The following is a 17,736-nucleotide window of genomic DNA, read 5'->3' as shown; positions in this document are numbered from 1 at the left end:
CGATGGATCAGTTGCAGGTCGTGACGGAGAGCGAGCTGTCGCCGCAGAGCAGCAGGCTCGCCCGGCTACCGCCACCCGTGCGGTCGGCCGGAGCCATCTCCAGGCCCTGGAGGTCCAGAAGCGCCATGTCGTTCACCTCCCTTCCATCCATTCGTCGAATCTGTCGCCCCCGCTGTGGCGGGGGAGTCTCTGCGCGCTCCCGGCAGGGGCGCGAGGAAGGGCAGCACCGGCGGCTCGTCGTGCCGCGCGCAGGCCAGCGCGTAGAGCACGCCGGCGGTGCCGGTGCCGAAGTCCATGGAGAGTCGCAGCAACTGCTCGCCGGGGAACGCGATCCCGTCCCGGTACGGCAGCGCGTGCCAGCTCAGCCGCGCCAGCTGCGCGCCGAGTTCCCGGCGGTCGGCGTCGTCGGTCGAGGCGGCGAGGTAGGCGATGATGCCGGCCCGACCGGCGAAGAGCCCGGACTGCGCGTAGAACGGTGACCGGGCCGCGCGGCGAATGCCCGCACTCGCCTCGGCGAACTGTTCGTCGGCGCGGTGCCGCAGGTACTGGTCGAGGACCAGCCCGATGCCGACGCTGCCGTGTGCCAGGTACGGCATGGTCCGCCAGCCCTCGTTGACCTCCAGCGCACCGTCCGGGCGCAGCACGCACCGGCGCAGATCCTGGCGTAGCGCCGTGGCGGCGTGCTCCAGCAGCCCGTCGTCACCGCTGAGCTCGTAGAGCCGCACCAGCAGCAGAGCGGGTCCGGTCCGGCCGCGTAGCAGCCCGGCGTAGGGGTTGTGTCCGCCGCTGATGTCCGGCCCCGGGTCGTCGGTCAGATCTGCGATCACCCGTTCGGTGACCCGCCATGCGGCGTCGCGCAACGACACCTCGCCGGTACGCGCGGCCAGTTCGGCCAGGTTCAGGGCGATTCCGGCCCGGCCGCTCGCCAGGCTGTGGTCGAGCCCGTCCAGGGGTTGGCGTAGGCAGATCTCGACGACGTCCAGCGCGTCCTGCCGGCGTCCGAGGTGTTCGAGCGCGTGGGCGACGCCGTGCAGCCCGTCGTAGAAGCCGCACCGGGTGCCGGACGGCGGTGCTGTCGCCCGCCGCACCAGCCAGTCCTCGTGCTCGGGCCACCGGCCGGCACCGCTCTTGTCGAGTGCGTAGAGCACTCCCGCCGCTCCGTGGGCGAGGTTGAGGCCGCCGCTGCGGAACTGTTCGATGTCGCCGGGGAAGAGCCGGTCGTCGCGCTCGGGGGTGGCGCTGGCCCGGATCGCCGTGACCAGTTGGTCGCGCGTGGCGGGCCAGTCATCGGCGCGCTGGGCCCCGCTCGGTTCGGTCCGGGCCCGGGGGCCACCGGTGATCTCGGCGACCGCGGGGTCGAGGAAGGACCTCGGCACCGGGAAGTTCGCGGCGATGACGTCGGCCAGGTGGTTCACCTTCGCCGGTGCGAGCCGCACCAGCTGGGTCAGGGGCAGGAACAGCGCCAACCGCAGGCACGCCAGGGCGTACCGGTCGACGGCCGGGCCGCTGCGGTCGCGCGGGGCGGCGAAGCCCTGGTTGCGCAGCCCGGGGCGGCGGTGTCCGGCGATCGGGGCTGCCACCTCGAAGTCGACGAGGGCGACCCGGTCGTCCGGCCGGATCATGATGTTGAACAGGTGCAGGTCGCCGTAGACCAGGCCGCGCTCGTGGATCGCCGCGATGACGGCTTCGACCTGCTCGTGGATGTGCCGGGCCCAGTCGGCGTACGCCGCCCGGTCGTCGTCCGTCGCGTCGGCGTCGATGAGCGGGTACCTGTCGACGAGCACCTTGTTCAGTGGTCGGCCCTCGATGAACTCGAGCGCGAGGAACCGGTGCTCACCGAGCTCGAACTCGTCGTGCACCCGCGGCACCTGCGGCAGGTCGGCGAGCTGCCGTAGGGCTTCGGCCTCCCGGGCCAGCCGGGCGACGGCGTCCGTGCCGTCGGCGTCCAGGCCGGCGTGCGGTCGGGCCTCCTTCAACACCACCTCGGTGTCGGTACGCAGATCCCGGCCCACGTACAGCCCACCACCGTTGGAGAAGTGGATGACCTTCTCGATGCGGTACGGCACCTGGTTGGTGCTTGTGTCATTGCGGGCGGCCAGGTGCGGGCCGAGGAAGTCGGGCAGGGTGACCCAGGACGGTACGTGGAAGACGGGCTCGCGGCGGTCCGGCACCAGCGTGCCGGAGTCGTCCTCGATCGCCGGCACCACCTGGCCGTCGGGCGAGTGGCAGTAGCGGGCGGCGAAGCCGCCGTAGCGCACGTGCACCGGCCCGTTGCCGTAGCGGAGGTCACTGAGGATGTACGGCCCGGTCTCGCCGGTGAGCAGTTCGTCGAGCTCCTTGCAGGTCAGTTCCAGCTCCGCGTCGTCGCGGGGGTAGACAGTGACGAACTTGCCACTGGCGGCGCGGGCGGCGTACTTGGAGTTGCGCAGCAGCAGCGTACGGGGCCCGCGCAGGAACTTGAAGGACAGTCCGCGCGGGACGCAGTAGTCCCAGACGGTGTCCAGCACCCGCTCGGCGTTGGGCAGACCCGCCGAGATGTGGATCTTCCAGCCCTGCTGCGGCAGCGAACCGCCGTCCGGGGCGTAGATCAGCCAGTCGTCGAGCGGCTCGCTGCGCCATCCGGTCGGCAGCGGCCGTTCGGCGGCCGGGAAGACCGGCTGGGCGACGGCGCTGCCGAGCGAGTCGTAGAACAGCGGGTCCGCGGCGCAGTAGCTGTCGTAACGTTCGTCCACTGTCCCGCCCCTTCGACTCGGCCGGCTGGTGTTCCGGCGTTGAATCGAGTCTCGCCGACGGGACGTGGTGGACCCCAGTGCACATAGTCACGGCCTTCGATGCGGGGCGCACAGGCGACCATGACATTAGTCAGGAGCGGGCCGGGCGGATCGACCGACAAACAACCCGGTGACGCAGAGCGCTCAGCTCCTCACCGACCTGCTGGTTCTTGACCTGCGGCGTGATCCAAATTTAGACTCCCATCGTTGTTAGCGTTAACAGTTATGTCATTCGATCGACATCGAATGGTCATCGCCATCGGGATCCCGTCAACCGGCGGCGACGCGGCAGAGCAGTGCCGGAGCGGTCGAGGCGACCGCGAGCGCGCGTACCACCACCAGCCAGGAGGACGAGACATGACGCAGGATCAGTACGAGCCGATGCGCGGCGAGCGCAAACTGGTGAGTCGCAGGACCGTCCTGACAACCATGGGGGCGGTGCCGGTCGCGACTGTCGCTGCGGTCGCGGGTGCCACGGCCGCCTCAGCGGCGGCGGCGAACATCAATCTGTCGGCGTCACGGCAGACGATCCGGGGCTTCGGCGCGATGGCCCACGCAGCCTGGATCGGCGACCTGACCGCCAGCCAGCGGGAAACCGCCTTCGGCACCGGCGAGGGCCGGCTGGGGTTCTCGCTGCTGCGGATCCCCGTCGGCGAGAACCAGGCCGACTGGAGCGCCGACCTGGCCACGGCGCGGCGCGCGGCCGAGCTCGGAGTCACCGTCTTCGCGTCACCGTGGAATCCCCCGGCCAGCATGATCGAGACCTTCACCCGGGGCAGCCAGACCAACGCGAGACGCCTGCGATACAGCTCCTACGCCGCGTACGCCCAGCACCTGAACGACTTCACGACGCACCTACGGAACAACGGCGTGAACCTCTACGCCATCTCGGTGCAGAACGAGCCCGACTACGCGGCGGAGTGGACGTGGTGGACGTCCACCGAGATGCTCCGGTTCCTGAAGGAGAACGCCGGCTCGATCAGCACCAGGGTCATCGCCCCCGAGTCCTTCCAGTACGTGAAGTCCGTGTCGGACCCGATCCTCAACGACGCCACGGCGCTGGCGAACGTGGACATCATCGGGGCGCACCTCTACGGCACCTCGTACTCGAACTTCGCCTACCCCCTGTTCAAGCAGAAGGGCGCGGGCAAGGAACTCTGGATGACCGAGGTCTACTACCCCAACAGCAACACGAACTCCGGCGACGCCTGGCCCGAGGCGCTCGACGTGGGCGAGCACATCCACCGCGCCATGGTCGACGCCGAGTTCCAGGCGTACGTCTGGTGGTATCTGCGGCGCAGCTACGGCCCGATGCGCGAGGACGGCCAGATCAGCAAGCGCGGGGCGATGATGGCGCACTTCGCCAGGTTCGTCCGCCCCGGTTACGTGCGGATCGACGCGACGGCGAACCCGGCGTCGAACGTCTACGTCTCGGCGTACCGGGGTGGCGACACCGTGGTGATCGTCGCCGTCAACAAGAACACCTCGGCGGTGAGCCAGCAGTTCACCCTGTCGAACACCACAGCGTCCGGCAGTGTCTCGAACTGGCTGACCGACGGGAGCCGGACCGTCGCGCCCCAGGGCGCGCTCACCATGTCCAACGGCTCCCTCACCGTCACGCTCCCCGCCCGCAGCGTGATGACCTTCGTGACAAGCGTGAGCGGCGGCACCAGCACCGGGGACACCTACAAGCTGGTGAACGTCGACACCGGTCTGGTGCTCGGCGTGCAGAACATGTCCACCGCCGACGGCGGTCTGGCCGTGGTGTGGGGCGACAGCGGCACCGCCGACCACAACTGGGTCCGGATCGTCGACGGCAGCGCGGTCCGCTTCCGCAACGCCAACAGCGGCAAGGTCCTCGGTGTCGAGAACATGTCCACCGCCGACAACGCCCGCGTCCTTCAGTGGGCCGACAACGGCACCGCCGACCACCGTTGGACGCTGGTGGCCAACAGCGACGGCTCCTACCGGATCCGCAACGTCAACAGCGGCAAGGTCCTCGCCATCCTCAACGGTTCCAGCAGCTGGGGCGCCCAGGCCGTCCAGTACACCGACAACGGCAGCACCAGGAACAACTGGCGGCTGGTCCAGGTCGGCTGACGGTCCACCGCACGGCTCCGGGCCGACCGCACACTGTCGGCCCGGAGCCGTACCAGCGCTTGTCACGCGCGCCGCGGTCCGACCACGTCAGCCCAGGTACTTCTCCCACGGGCCGGTGATGGCCAGGGTGAGGCCCGGGTCCTGCATGTTGACGAAGAGCACCCGGCCGTCGGCGGTGAACGTCGGCCCGCAGAACTCCGAATCGTTCAGCTGGTTGCGGGCGATCGCGTAGGTCGGGCCGCCCGGAGTCGTACTGAGCACGTGCGAGGCCCCGCTGCCGTCCTCGGCGAGCACCAGACTGCCCCACGGGGTGACCGACACGTTGTCCGGGCCGTCGAAGGTGAGGTCGTTGTACTTGACCGGGGTGCCCTCCTCCGACGCCTTCTGGTGCGGGAAGTACGTCACCAGCTGGATGGTCTGGGTCCGGAAGTTGTAGAACCAGACCATGCCGTCGTGCGGTGCGGCGTCGGCCGGCAGGTCACCCTCGCCCCAGGCGTAGGAGTTGACCACGTACACACCCTCGTCGGTGCTCCACACCCCTTCGAACTTGCGGCCCCGGGTGACCTGACCGTCGGCGAACTGCTCACGCACCGACGTGTGCCGCGCGTCGCGGTCCGGCACCTCGATCCACCGGACGGGGAAGGGACGGCCCAACTGGGCGGAGGTCAGGTAGGCGACGTCCGGCAGCACCGAACCGTCGTCCATGATGATCTGCATCGCGCCGAGAACGCCCGCGTTCGGGGCGAGGCGGGTGAGCACGCCGGGACCGATCTTGACGCCGTGCGGCGCCGACCAGCGGTAGAAGAGGCCGTTGGGCCCGTCGGCGTCCTCGGAGAGGTAGATGTTGGTGCGGTCCTTGTCGATCGCCAGGGCCTCGTGCGAGTAGCGCCCCAGGCACTTGATCGGCCGCGGGTCCGCGCTGCCGTCGGCCCAGACCTCGAAGACGTAGCCGTGGTCCTTCTGGTAGGTGCCGGTCCGGCCGGCCTCTTCCCACTCGTCGCCGGCCCGGTCCTCGGTCTCCTCGCAGGTGAGCCAGGTGCCCCACGGGGTCGGTCCACCGGCACAGTTGGAGATGGTGCCGGAGAGGGCGACGAACTCACCGAGGTTCCGGCCCGCACGGTCCGTCTTGATCACCGTGCAGCCGCCGGCGTCGACGGCGCCCGCGTCGTACACGGTGCCCTTGACGTGCGGAACGCCGAACTCGGCACCCGGGTCGATCTCGTGGTTCTGGATCAGGGTGTAGCGGCCCTGGCCGGCGTCGTACACGGCCATGCCGTCGTGGTCGGCCGGGGTCATGCCCTGACCACTGTCGAGCCGGGTGACGCCGGTGCGGGTGACCACCGTGTAGCTGAAGCCCTTGGGCAGGGCCAGGATCCCCTTCGGGTCGTCCACGAGCGGTGGGAACGGCACGGGACCGCCCTTGACCGGCGGGTGCGGCCGGCCGGGGCTGGCCTGGGCGAGGGACGGCAGCCCACCGGCGACGGCAAGGCCCACGCCGGCGGCAGCGCCACCCGCGAGGAAGGTACGACGGGAGGAAGGCACTCGAATCAGCTCCTGGTCAGGGTACGTGCGACGGCTGACAGCCAACTCCTGCGCGCAGACACCGACACGTCGCCTGAGGGTTCGAGAGATGACATCGGAGTTAAGAATCACTGCCGCTCCCCCGCCGTGACGTCAGGTTCCGGAGGTCTGGTACCCCTGCCACTGCTCGACCCCGGTGAGCGGAACCGGTACCGGCCGCCGCACCACTGTCGTCAACTCGATCCGCTGGCCCTCGGCGGCCGACCGGAGCAGGGCGGTCATCGTCTCCAGCACGTGCAGCGCGACGTCGCCGCCGGCCCGCGCCGGACGCTGCCCGTCGGCGTTCACCAGGTCGATCAGGCCGATGCCGCGGGACGACTCGACGTAGCCGGCCCGCGGTTCGAGCACGCGCCACTCGGTGCCGCCGAGCGGGAAGAGGCGAACCTCGCCGTCGAAGTAGTTCGGGTCGGGTACGGCGAGCGTGCCACCCTCCCCCCGGACCTCGATCGGCGCGGCCGTCGTCGTGACCCCGTCGAAGCTCGTGGTGATTGTGGAGAGCGCGCCGTTGGTGTGTTCGAGCACGCCTGTCACGTGGGTCTCCACCTCGACCGGGATCCGTTCACCGGTACGCGGGCCCGAGCCGATGACCCGCTCGTCGCGCAGCCGGCTGGCGGCTCCGACCACCGCGCGCACCGGCCCGAGCAGGTGGATGAGCGCCGAGATGTAGTACGGCCCCATGTCCAGCAACGGGCCGCCGCCCGGGGCGTAGTAGAAGTCGGGGTTGGGGTGCCAGCGCTCGTGCCCGGCGGTGACCATGACTGCCGACGCGGACATCGGGCGTCCGATCAGGCCGTCGTCGATCGCGGCCCGCGCCGTCTGCGTACCAGTGCCCAGGACGGTGTCCGGCGCGCACCCGACGCGTACGCCGGCCGACGCGGCCCGGTCGATGATCGAGCCACCGTCCGGGAACGTCACGGCGAGCGGCTTCTCGACGTAGACGTTCTTGCCGGCGTCGATCGCGCCGAGCGAGATGTCGGCGTGCGCCGCGGGGATGGTCAGGTTGAGCACCGTCTGCACGTCCGGGCGGGCGAGCAGCCGTTCGACGCTCATCGCCTCGGCGCCGGGGATCGTGGCGGCGACGGCGGCCGACCGGGAGGCGTCCAGGTCGGCAAGTGCGGTGATCCGCACCGCGGGGTGGTTGGCGAGGGTGTCCAGGTAGGCGCGGGAGATGACCCCGAGACCTACGATGCCTACGCGGTGCGGGTCGCCCACACCATCCCCCTCTCGATGACGGTACGCACGCTCGCGTGCTCCAGCACGTCCACGCTGTGTCCCGGAGTCGTCACGACGATGCGCCCGGCACCCCAGCGCCGGGTCCAGATCGCCGGTGAGGTGACCGGCCGGTGCCACGGATGCCACGCCTGGGTGGGGTGGGTCGTGACGGCCAGTACGTCGATCAGGTCGTCGTGCAGCACCCAGTACTGTTCGGTGACCAGGTCGAAATCCTCGATACCAGCGGTGATCGGGTGCTCCCGGCCGAGGTCGGTGACGTGCACCGTGTGCGGCAGGAAGTTGTCCTCCGCGCCACCGTGGCGCTCGCACGGCTCCTTGCCCGGATGGGTAGCGAACTGGCCACCCACCAGATGCAGGTACTCCGAGGACGCGCGGAACGAGTCAACGATGCCGCCGTGCCAGCCGGTGAAACCCGTACCGGCACTGACCGCCGCGCTCAGGCCCGCCGCCTGGTCGGCGGTGATCTGCGACATCGTCATGCACTGCACGACGAGGTCGGTGTCGGCCATCGCGGCGGCGTCGGCGTAGACCTCCGTCGACTCCTCGACCCGGACGGCATAGCCGCTACGGTCGAGGAAGGGGATGAACAACTCGGTCGCCTCGACCGGTTGGTGCCCCTCCCATCCGCCCCGAACCACAAGTGCTCTGCGCTGTGTCACCCTCGCTCCCTCCCACGGCCCACCGCCACCGGGCCGGCCGCTGCCGACCCGGCCACGTACCGCCGACACCCGTGCTTGTCGGGCACCGAAACCGTACCCGTGGTCGGCGCGGAAGCCGACCTTGGAGGTGTCCGGATTCCACTGTGGTCCATCCCCACCGGTGCGGGGCGAGCCCGGTACGCGAGGTGGCGACGACATGGGTACGGCCCGCGCAGCCCGGTGCTCGGGATGTGCGGGCCGTACCGGTGGCCAGGCGAGATGACTGTCAGACGGTCGTGCGCGACCACTGCTGGTTGGGCCCGGTGTTGCACGTGTACTGCTTGAGGACCACGCCGTCCGCTGTCGACGAGGCCGGTACGTCCACGCACTTGTTGCTGTGCCGTGCCCGCAACTGGAAGTAGCTGCCGTTGGCGACCATCTGGAACTGCTGGTTCGTGCCGCTACCGCAGGTGTACTGGATGAGTTCCGCGCCGTCGGCGGTCGACGCGCCCACCACATCGAGGCACTTTCCGCTGTGCCGGCTGACGATGCGCCAGTAGCCGCTGCCCGCGTCCTGGAACTGCCACTGCTGCCACGCGCTGCCGCCGTAGGTGTACTGGCCGACGCGCGCACCGTTGTCGGTGTTCGGTTGCTGGACGTCCATGGCCTTACCGCTGTGCCGCACGGTGACCCGGTAGAAGGTTCCCGTCGACGGCGGTGGCGTCGTCGGGTCGCCGCCGCCGATGGTGTCGCCCCAGCCGTAGCGGATCCGGTCCGCGCCGGAGGTGTTGCGGACGGTCAGGTTGAGGTCGGTGCCGCTGCCGCTGATGGCGTACATCGAGTACCAGTCGTAGCCGATGGTGCCGGTCTTGCCGCCGAGCGCCGGCCAGTAGGTGCCGCCCATCTGGTTGTCGCGCATGACCTGGGCCATGGCCCGGATGTAGCGCACGAAGTTGTCGGTGCTGCCCGCGTCGGCGTAGTTGCGGCCGTCGTTCATCGGTGCGCCGAACTCGGTGGCGACCGCGCGCGAGGCGCAGTTGCCCAGCCGGACCTGGATGTGGCTGCGGAAGGCGTCGTAGGTCATCGCGCCGTAGAAGAAGGCGTAGTAGTGGAAGGACAGCAGTGTCGCGTTGAAGCGGCTGTCGGTGCAGATGTCACGCAGGTCCTGGCTGAAGCCGGTGCCACCGATCAGCACCCGGCCGGGCACCGCCGAGGGGTGGGAGCTGAGCCAGTTGGCCGCGACGTTGCGCCACTCCGTCGAGCTGTAGCCGTGCGGCTCGTTCATCGGCTCGAAGTAGACGTTGGGGTTCGAGCCGTAGTTGTTGATCACCGTCGACCACATCGCGTTCCACGCGCCGAGATTCGTGATGCGGCCACCGGAGGCGGCGCCGTCCTCCCAGTAGGCGAGGATGACCTTGAACCCGCGCTCGCTGGCGGCGTCGATGGCTCCCCGGTACGCCTCCCACCACGCCGTCCCCACCGTGTGCGTGTTGATCGGCAGCCGGACGGTGTTGACCCCCATGGTGGCGGCCATGTCGTCGTAGAGGGCGTTGGCCTTGGCCCGCACCGTGGCGTTGCTGTCCGACGAGCTCAGGCCCTGCACGACGAGCGGGGTGGTCTTGAAGTTGTCGCCCAACACGGCCCAGTTCATGCCGCGGAACTGGTTGGTGGCGGCGGTGGCCGGCGACGACGCGACGACGATGCCAACCGTCGCCGTCATCGCGGCCACCAGGGCGATCACTGTCCGGCGCATCGACCGGCTGATCCGTTCCATGGGCTGTCCAATCACTAGATCTCGTCTCTCCGGGTTCGACGGGTGCGGAGAGGTCAGCTGGTCACGCGGAAGGTGGCGTCGGCGCGGCTCTGCGCGTCGGTGACCGGGTCGAGCCGGAGCAGGTAGGCGTAGTGCCGCAGGTAGCGGTCCGGGTGGCTGTAGGACTGGAACGACGTCCACGACGAGTTGGCCAGACCGGCGACCCGCCGGAAGGTGGCGTCGGCGGCGAAGGTGGCGGTGCCGTCGTTGGCCTCCAACCGGAAGTCGAACCCGTAGTGGCGCAGGTAGTAGCCCGGGTAGTTGACCGACTGGATGGACACCGTGCCGGAGCCGGCCAGGCCGGGCACCAGTCGCCACTGGCCGTCCTGGGCCGGGCTGGGGTTCGGGTCGATGCGGACGTCGTAGTCGTAGTGCCGGACGTAGCGGTCCTGGAAGTTGTACGACTGGATCCGGTTGACCGCTGTGGTGGGCCAGCGGGCGAGCACCCGGTCCTGTTCGGCGGCGGTCAGGTTGAGGATCGTCCCGTGCCGTTTCTTGGTGCCACCCATTGCGTACGAGCCGGACGCCGGGAGTCGGTAGCTGCCCGGGCTCGACGGGTTGGTGGTCAGCACCGGCAGGTAGCCGCGCCCGGAGGCGTACTGGTCGAGGTAGAGCACCCACTCGTTGCGGGCGTTGAACTTCATCCACATCGGGCCTTCGACCTGGGCGCCGGTGAGCCCGATGCCGGACAGGTTCCCCAGGCTGGTCCAGGTGCCGAGGATCGAGTTGCTGCCCTCGATGGCGATCTGGCCGTCCCGGGAGGCCCGGACGTACCGGTAGCCGCCCACGCCGGCGGGCACCTCGACGATCTGGGTGTCGATGATCTCTTGGTTACCAGGCCGGTCGATGTAGACCTGCGGGGTGGTGATGCTGCGGAAGTTCGCCGTACGCGCGTAGTAGATGCGGTGCTTGGTCGCGCCGTTGAGCGGTACGTTCGTCGCCCAATAGAGGACGTAGTCACCGGTGTCCGGGTTCCAGATCGCCTCCGGCGCCCAGGCGTTGCGTCCGTCCGGGATCGCACCGGCGACGTTCAGCAACCACGGGGCGGACCAGTTGACCAGGTCGGTGGACTCCCACACGACGAGGTTGCGGCTGCCGTTGTTGATCGAGGTCGACCAGTCCTGGCCGCAGCCGATGCACAGGTCCGTGGCGATGATCCAGTACCGGTCGCCGTTCGGCGAGCGGACCAGTGCGGGGTCCCGGACGCCGCGGGTGCCGACAGTGGACCGCAGGACGAGACCCCCGTTGTTGAGGTCGGTCCAGCGCAGCCCGTCGGTGCTGTGGGCGAGGTAGATCTGTTGGTCGGTGGACGACTCGCCGGTGAAGTGCGCCATCAGGTAGCCGACGGTCGGGTCGAGCGCCGCCGCCTGCTTCGGTGTCGCCGCCGACCAGGTGGTGAAGAGCAGGCACGCGGCCACCGCGACAGCACCGAGCCGCGCGAGGACTCTCGACATGGGTCATTCTCCTTCGCGGAGGGGCATCCGGGTCAGCTAGAGCGTCGGTACGACGGGCCGGATGGTGCCGTCGCTGTTGAACTCCATCCGGTCGATGGCGGTCTCCCGGTTGGTGCCGTTGCCGGCTGGGACGGCGAACCGGTGGTAGGCGATGTACCAGGTGTCAGTGCCGGGTGCCCGGACCACGGAGTGGTGGCCGGTGCCCCTGATGCCGACCTCGAGGCGCTTCTGCAGCACCACCCCTCGCCGGGTCCACGGCCCCAGCGGCGACGGACCGGTGGCGTACGCGACCCGGTAGTCCTCACTGCGCGTGTCGTTCTCCGACCACATGAAGTAGTACTGGCCGTTGCGCTTGAACACGAACGGTGCCTCGTTGTAGCCCGACGGGGTGACGACCCGCACCTGCGCGGCGTCGAAGGAGACCAGGTCGGAGTTCAACCGCACGGCCCGCCCGACGCCCTGCCCCCAGTACAGGTACGACTGCCCGTCGTCGTCGGTGAACACCATCGGGTCGATCGCCTGCCCACCGGAGAACTGGTCGCTGCGCACGAGCGGCCGCCCGAGCGCGTCGCGGAACGGCCCGGTGGGGCTGTCGGCCACCGCCACGCCCAGGTGTTTGGCGGTGTTGCCGCTGGCCGCGCCGCCACTGAAGTACAGGTAGTAGCGACCGTTGGCGCTGGCCACCGCGGGTGCCCAGGCGGAGTTGTCCGCCCAGGACACGTCCGGGCCGTGGTCGAGGATCACCCCGTGGTCGGTCCAGTTGACCAGGTCGGTGGAGGAGAACGCCTTGTAGTAGGTGCCGGCCCAGCTCGCGTAGCCGTCGGTGGTCGGGTACAGGTAGTAGCGGCCGTTGAAGACGGCGAGGTGCGGATCGGCGAAGAGGCCGGGGATCGCCGGCCCTTTGGTGGTCTTGGGAGCCCAGGGCGTGACGAGGCGGAAGGAGCTGTCGGCTCGGAACGCGGCCGTGTCCTGGTAGGCGTCGAGCCAGAGCGCGTAGTCGCGGTGCCGGATCCGCCGGTTCGGGTAGTTGTACGAGGCCAGGGCCACCGATCCGGCGACCGATCCGTCGACCGCGCAGAACGTGGCGTCGGCCCGGAACCCCGCGTCACCGGCGTTGCTGTCAATCCGGAGGCGGTAGTCGCGGTGCCGCAGGAACATCCCATTCTTGGTTTGGAACGAGTAGCAGGCAGGCGACGCCAGGCCGTTGACCACGGTGAAGGTGGCATCGAGCTTGACCTGGTTGGCGCTGCTGGCGCTCACCGGATCGAGCTGCCCGAGATAGTCGATGTGCCGCACGTACCGTCCGGACTGGTTGACCGCCTCCAGCGAGACGGCGCCGGTCGGCAGCGTGGCGGCCCGCGCCGGACCGTCGGCGACCACCACGACGGCCACGGCGGCCACGGCGGAGAGCACGAGGAGGGACCGCAGTCGCTTGGCCGATGCTCCGGACAGCGACGCCGCTGTCGTACGCCGTGGAACCACGAGTCCGCGCCCCTCTCCGCAAGATCATCTATGTTAGCGTTAACAACAGTGGCCTGTCTTCGGGCCCTGGCCTTTGGCGCTCTGGGACGGGGTGACCTGGCCGAACGTGACGTCGTTGAGCCGTCACGCCGCTACCGACACAATGTGTTCGGCTCGTTAAGTTCGCGTTGCGGACAAGTGTTAGCGATCGCATCTGCCAGTGTCAAGGGATCAACGTTGACCACTCCCCCCGAGCGCCTCGCGCCCCTGCACGAACGCGAGGCGGAGCGACGCACAGCGGGCCGAGCGCTGAGGCTGTCAGCCGGCGAAGGCTGAAGAGGTCAGCTCTGGATGGAGAACGTGGCGACGACACCGTTGTGGTCGGACCTGGTGCCACCGACGATGTCGTAACCGGTCATCCACATCAGTTGGTGTGCGGGCAGCCGCTTCCAGAAGTAGACGTAGTCGATGTGCCGGTTGCCGTGTGTCCCGGTGCCCTTCTCGCCGTAGAGGTTGTAGTTGGAGCGCAGATTCGGCAGCTCGTTGGCCTCGAAGACCTGCCACGGGAACTTCCCGTACCCGTAGCTGCGGTCGGCGCTGAAGTCGATGTTCAGGTCACCGCTCACGATGACCTGGCCCTCGTCCTGCTTGTTGACCGCCAACTCCTTGAGGCCCTGGAACTGCGCCTCGGCGCACCTGGTGCGCGGCAGGTCCTCGGGCCGGCCGGCGGTCTCGATGCCTGCCACCGCGTGCGCGTTGATCTGGGTCACGTTGCGGCCGGTGGCTCTGTGCCGGTACTTGACCCAGTTGTTGTAGCGCGCGGGCGGCACCTCGCCCGGGCCATTGGTGTCACAGACGAAGATGGAGCCCTTGTCGAGCACGTCGAACTTGCTCTTCTTGGCGATCAATGCCTCGCCGGCCTGGTTGGTGCCGCCTGGCGCGTACAACCACCAGCCGTTGTCGGCGGCCCAGTTCGCCAGGAACTCCTTGCGGGTGCCGACCTCGTTGAGTCCGACGAGGTCGGCCTCGGACGCGATCAGGCTCAGGTCGTGCGCGAAGTCGGCCTGACTCAGCCCGTAGTAGATGTTCAGGGTGGCCGCCCTGAAGGTCACGCTCGCGGCGGCCGCCGGGGCCGCCGGCAGCAGGGCCGCCGCCAGCGCGACCGCGCCCACGAGGGCGCCCACGGCGCGGGTCGACCACTCAGTTGGTCTACGCATCGATGTCCTTCCGCACGAACCGCCGTCGGTGGCGGCCAACGCACCCTATCGATCGGAGTCGACGCGACGCCGAACGTCCGGTTACCAGACATCGACCGCCCGAGTCGGGGATACGTGACTCCCCCGGTGGTGGAGCTAGGCGAAGGTGAGGCCGTCGGACCGGGCGCGCTTGAGTTCGGAGAAGGCCCGGCAGCCGGCCAGCAGGCGGGCGCCGTCGAAGACCCGGACAGCCTCCTCGCCACGGGGGATCGCGTTCAGTACGGGACCGAAGAAGGCCACGTCGTCGACGACGACAGTCGGAGTGCCGAGGTCCTCACCCACCAGGTGCTGTGCGCGGGCGGTGCTGGCCCGCATCTGTGGGTCGAGGTCACTCCGATGGGCGGCGTCGGCCAGGTCGACGGGAAGGCCGGCCTCGGCCAGTGCCAGCGGGACGACTCTGTCGAAGTCCTTGTCGCCGGCGTCGTGGATCCGGCGGCCGAGCGCCGGATACAGCCGGGCGAGGGCGGCGGAGCCGTGTTGCGCGGCTGCCGCCACGCACACCCGGGCCGGCCCCCACGCCCGGTCGTTGAATTCGCGGTACCAGGGCTCCAGCTCGCGGTGCTCGTTGACCACCGCGAGGCTCATCACCTCGAACCGCAGAGCGAGCGGCCGCATCTTCGCGACCTCCATGAGCCAGCGGGAGGTGATCCAGGCGAACGGGCAGGACGGGTCCACGTACGCCGTGACCACCGGAGTTGACGTTTGAATCGAGTTGTCTTCCACGGAAGACAATTTATCTTCCTTGGAAGGTAAGATGCAACAGTGGATGACGACCGGATCAACGAGATCGTCGGCCAGTGGGGCCGAGAGCGACCAGACCTCGACCCCACTCCGTTGCTGATCATCGGCCGCATCCAACAGCTGGCCGCCGCACTCGACGTGGCCCTACGGCCGCCGTTCGCCGCGGCGGACCTCGGTAACGGCGACTTCGACGTGCTCGCGGCGCTGCGGCGCGAGGGCCAGCCCTACACCCTCACGGCGGGCCAGTTGAGCCACCGGATGCTCGTGACCACCGGCGCGGTGACCAAGCGGGTGGACCGACTTGTCGCCCGCGGCCTGGTGTCCCGCTCGGTCTCGGCTGCCGACGCGCGCGGCAGAGTGGTCGGGCTGACTCCGACCGGCGTGACGGTGACCGACCGGCTCATCGAGGAACATCTGGCCAACGAGGCGGCCATCCTTCGCGGCCTCACCGACAGCGACCGCAGGACCCTTGAGCGCCTGCTCGCGGCGATCAATCGGACCCTGGACTCCGGAGATTCCGAAGCTGGGGGTGGGGGTCCGACCGGATGAGGGCCTCGGTCGTGATCGGCCAGTTCGCCGAATACCATGCCGCCATGGACGACACCGCCGGCGGCGTACGCATCAGACGCGCCGGCCCGGCCGACGCGACTGCCGTACTGGACATGCTCGACTCCGCGGTGGTCTGGATGAACGACCGCGGCAACACCGAGCAGTGGGGAACGAGACCGTTCTCGGAAATACCCGCTCGGGCCGAACAGGTCGATCGGTATCTGACCGAACACCTCCCCTTCGTCACGGAAGTGGGCGGGACGCCGGCCGCGGCCCTGGTGTTGGGCTCCGGACCCGATCCGCGTGCACCGATCACGCCTGCGGAAGAACCTGAACTGTTCGTCCGCCTCCTGGTCACCAACCGACGATTCGCCGGTCGGAAACTGGGATCGGCCCTGTTGGCCCACGCCGTGGCGGAAACCCGACGAGCCGGCGTGCGGTTGCTACGGGTCGACTGCTGGGCGGGCGGCGGAGGCGAGTTGGTGGCGTACTACGAGCGCCACGGGTTCACCCCCACCGAGACGTTCCTGGCCGGAACCTGGCCCGGGCAGGTGCTGGCCCAACGGGTCGGTTGATCCGGGCTCCCGGGTCAGGCGTCCCGACGCCCCACAGCCATCGCACACGACGCTAGGAGCGCTCGGCGGCGGCACCGGCAGGAGCACGCTCGCGGAGCATGGTCAGCAGCCCCGGAAAACGTTGTTCCACGTCGTCGTAGCGGAGGGTGAACAGCCGGCGGATGCCGTCGACTCGCGTGCTGATCAGGCCGGCTTCGCGCAGCACCTTGACGTGGTGCGACACCGTCGACTTGCCAATGGTGACGCCGGCCTCCCTGAGGATGTCGCTGCCGCATGCCCAGTCCCCGGCGGCGGCGAGGGCGCGCACGAGCGTGAGCCGTACCGGGTCGGCGAGCGCGCTGAGCACGACGTCGATCGTCACGGTCTCGATTGGGGGTTCGATCACCTCGGTCACGAGACGAAGCCTAGCCAGATCTTGCGAACAGTACGACTCTCGTCGTACTGTTCGATCCTTCTCGAACAGTACGACGCAGATCGAACATAGGACGGATCATGAAGGCGATCATCTACCGCGACAACGGCGGCCCCGACGTGCTCCAGTTCGTCGAGCGTGACCGACCCACGCCCGCACCCGGTGAAGTCCGCGTCCGGGTCGTCGTGTCCGGGGTCAACCCGACCGACTGGCAGGTCCGCGCCGGCACCACCCACCGCAAACTGTTCCCCGAGGTCACCCCGCACCTCGACGGCGCCGGCGTGATCGACGCCGTCGGTGCCGGGGTCGACCCCGACCGGGTCGGTCAGCGCGTCTGGCTGTTCATGGCCGCCGCCGGGCGGCCCACCGGCACCGCCGCCGAGTTCACAGTCGTACCCGCCGACCAGGCCGTGCCGCTGCCGGACGAGGCCAATTTCGATGTCGGCGCCGCACTCGGTGTCCCCGCGCTCACCGCACACCGCGCACTCACCGTCGCCGAGGACGGGCCACGCCGCCTGCGCCCGGGCGTACTCGACGGCGCAGTCGTGCTCGCCGCCGGCGGGGCCGGCGCCGTCGGGCACGCGGTGATCCAGCTCGCCCGATGGGCCGGCGCCACCGTGATCGCCACCGTCAGCGGACCGGAGAAGGCGAAGCTGGCCGCCGCGGCCGGAGCCCACCACACCATCACCTATCGCGAGGGCGACCCAGCCGCCGCCATCCGTGCCATCGCCCCGGACGGCGTCGACATCGTCGCCGAGGTGGCGTTGGGCGCGAACCTGGCTCTGGACCTGGCCGTGCTGCGCACCCGTGGCACGATCGCCACGTACGCCAACGTGGGTGGACATCCGGTCGAGCTGAACGTGGGTCAGAACATGCGGCTGAACACGCGCCTGCAGTTCCTGGTGCTCTACACGGCCGGCCCGCAGGTTCGCGCCGCAGCCGTCGAGGACGTCGCCGCCGCGATCCGGGACGGTGCCCTACCGGTCGGCGAGGAACACGGCCTGCCACTGCTCCGCTTCCCCCTGCGCCGCACCGCCGACGCTCATCGAGCGGTGGAAGCCGGAGCGGTCGGCAAGGTGCTTGTGGACGTCGCGGACACGACCACAGGGGTTTGCTGACAGGCGACACCGATGGTCGGGTTCGTGCCGGTGT

At 69.5% G+C, this 17,736-nt stretch carries 14 protein-coding genes and 2 pseudogenes; 5 read left to right on the top strand and 11 right to left on the bottom strand.

The features are described 5' to 3' along the window. Positions 1 to 7 precede the first annotated feature (7 nt). Positions 8 to 97: a SapB/AmfS family lanthipeptide gene (locus AB0B86_RS10605; protein ID WP_247670285.1), complete on the bottom strand. Its 90-nt coding sequence runs from the start codon at positions 95 to 97 to the stop codon at positions 8 to 10. Next, positions 66 to 2,732: a class III lanthionine synthetase LanKC gene (gene lanKC, locus AB0B86_RS10600; RefSeq protein WP_357417387.1), complete on the bottom strand. Its 2,667-nt coding sequence runs from the start codon at positions 2,730 to 2,732 to the stop codon at positions 66 to 68. Before lanKC ends, AB0B86_RS10605 begins: the two co-directional genes overlap by 32 nt. Before the next feature lie 264 nt (positions 2,733 to 2,996). Between lanKC and AB0B86_RS10595 the strand changes: the two are divergent. Continuing rightward, a pseudogene (locus AB0B86_RS10595) lies at positions 2,997 to 4,406 on the top strand (cellulose-binding protein); the annotation flags it as partial. A 42-nt stretch (positions 4,407 to 4,448) separates the two neighbouring features. After that, a pseudogene (locus AB0B86_RS10590) lies at positions 4,449 to 4,871 on the top strand (RICIN domain-containing protein); the annotation flags it as partial. An 87-nt stretch (positions 4,872 to 4,958) separates the two neighbouring features. Here the strand turns inward: AB0B86_RS10590 and AB0B86_RS10585 are convergent. The 8 genes from AB0B86_RS10585 to AB0B86_RS10550 all read right to left on the bottom strand — a co-directional run bounded on the left by AB0B86_RS10585 (position 4,959) and on the right by AB0B86_RS10550 (position 15,030). Continuing rightward, the gene (locus tag AB0B86_RS10585; RefSeq protein ID WP_357402107.1) at positions 4,959 to 6,413 is read right to left on the bottom strand and encodes an alkaline phosphatase PhoX; all 1,455 of its coding nucleotides are present in this window, start codon (positions 6,411 to 6,413) and stop codon (positions 4,959 to 4,961) included. A 132-nt stretch (positions 6,414 to 6,545) separates the two neighbouring features. Further along, on the bottom strand, positions 6,546 to 7,664 hold the full coding sequence (locus AB0B86_RS10580; RefSeq protein ID WP_357402109.1) for a Gfo/Idh/MocA family oxidoreductase: 1,119 nt from the start codon (positions 7,662 to 7,664) through the stop codon (positions 6,546 to 6,548). Beyond that, positions 7,643 to 8,344, bottom strand: coding sequence for a ThuA domain-containing protein (locus AB0B86_RS10575; protein WP_357402112.1), 702 nt, complete (start codon positions 8,342 to 8,344; stop codon positions 7,643 to 7,645). The genes AB0B86_RS10580 and AB0B86_RS10575 overlap by 22 nt, the downstream gene beginning before the upstream one ends. 265 nt (positions 8,345 to 8,609) lie before the next feature. Further along, complete coding sequence (locus AB0B86_RS10570) at positions 8,610 to 10,097, bottom strand: RICIN domain-containing protein (protein WP_357402114.1); 1,488 nt, start codon at positions 10,095 to 10,097, stop codon at positions 8,610 to 8,612. 53 nt (positions 10,098 to 10,150) lie between these two features. Next, positions 10,151 to 11,590, bottom strand: coding sequence for a glycoside hydrolase family 43 protein (locus AB0B86_RS10565; RefSeq protein WP_357402116.1), 1,440 nt, complete (start codon positions 11,588 to 11,590; stop codon positions 10,151 to 10,153). 36 nt (positions 11,591 to 11,626) lie between these two features. Further along, entirely contained in the window at positions 11,627 to 13,072 is a 1,446-nt protein-coding gene (locus AB0B86_RS10560; RefSeq protein ID WP_357417383.1) for a family 43 glycosylhydrolase, read from the bottom strand. Positions 13,073 to 13,392: 320 nt separating this feature from the next. Then, the gene (locus AB0B86_RS10555) at positions 13,393 to 14,268 is read right to left on the bottom strand and encodes an endonuclease/exonuclease/phosphatase family protein (protein ID WP_357402120.1); all 876 of its coding nucleotides are present in this window, start codon (positions 14,266 to 14,268) and stop codon (positions 13,393 to 13,395) included. Between the two features lie 135 nt (positions 14,269 to 14,403). Then, positions 14,404 to 15,030, bottom strand: a complete 627-nt coding sequence (locus tag AB0B86_RS10550; protein ID WP_357402405.1) for a disulfide bond formation protein DsbA — start codon at positions 15,028 to 15,030, stop codon at positions 14,404 to 14,406. A 39-nt stretch (positions 15,031 to 15,069) separates the two neighbouring features. Here AB0B86_RS10550 and AB0B86_RS10545 point away from each other — a divergent pair, with 39 nt between their 5' ends. Continuing rightward, positions 15,070 to 15,597 carry a MarR family winged helix-turn-helix transcriptional regulator gene (locus tag AB0B86_RS10545; RefSeq protein ID WP_357402122.1) on the top strand — a complete coding sequence of 176 codons (528 nt, stop codon included), beginning with the start codon at positions 15,070 to 15,072 and terminating at the stop codon, positions 15,595 to 15,597. Positions 15,598 to 15,641: 44 nt separating this feature from the next. Beyond that, positions 15,642 to 16,172: a GNAT family N-acetyltransferase gene (locus AB0B86_RS10540; RefSeq protein WP_357402124.1), complete on the top strand. Its 531-nt coding sequence runs from the start codon at positions 15,642 to 15,644 to the stop codon at positions 16,170 to 16,172. A gap of 52 nt (positions 16,173 to 16,224) precedes the next feature. On the opposite strand, the gene AB0B86_RS10535 is transcribed toward AB0B86_RS10540, so the two are convergent. Further along, a complete protein-coding gene (locus AB0B86_RS10535) occupies positions 16,225 to 16,566 on the bottom strand; it encodes a metalloregulator ArsR/SmtB family transcription factor (protein ID WP_357402126.1) in 342 nt (113 codons plus the stop codon). 98 nt (positions 16,567 to 16,664) lie between these two features. Between AB0B86_RS10535 and AB0B86_RS10530 the strand changes: the two genes are divergently transcribed. Next, positions 16,665 to 17,702: an NADPH:quinone reductase gene (locus AB0B86_RS10530; RefSeq protein ID WP_357402128.1), complete on the top strand. Its 1,038-nt coding sequence runs from the start codon at positions 16,665 to 16,667 to the stop codon at positions 17,700 to 17,702. Positions 17,703 to 17,736 lie beyond the last annotated feature (34 nt).

The organism is Micromonospora sp. NPDC049047 (assembly GCF_040649135.1).
In the GTDB taxonomy this organism is placed as follows: Bacteria; Actinomycetota; Actinomycetes; order Mycobacteriales; family Micromonosporaceae; genus Micromonospora.
The sequence above is the reverse complement of the archived record's forward strand: the minus strand, read 5'-3'. Positions and strand labels throughout refer to the sequence as shown.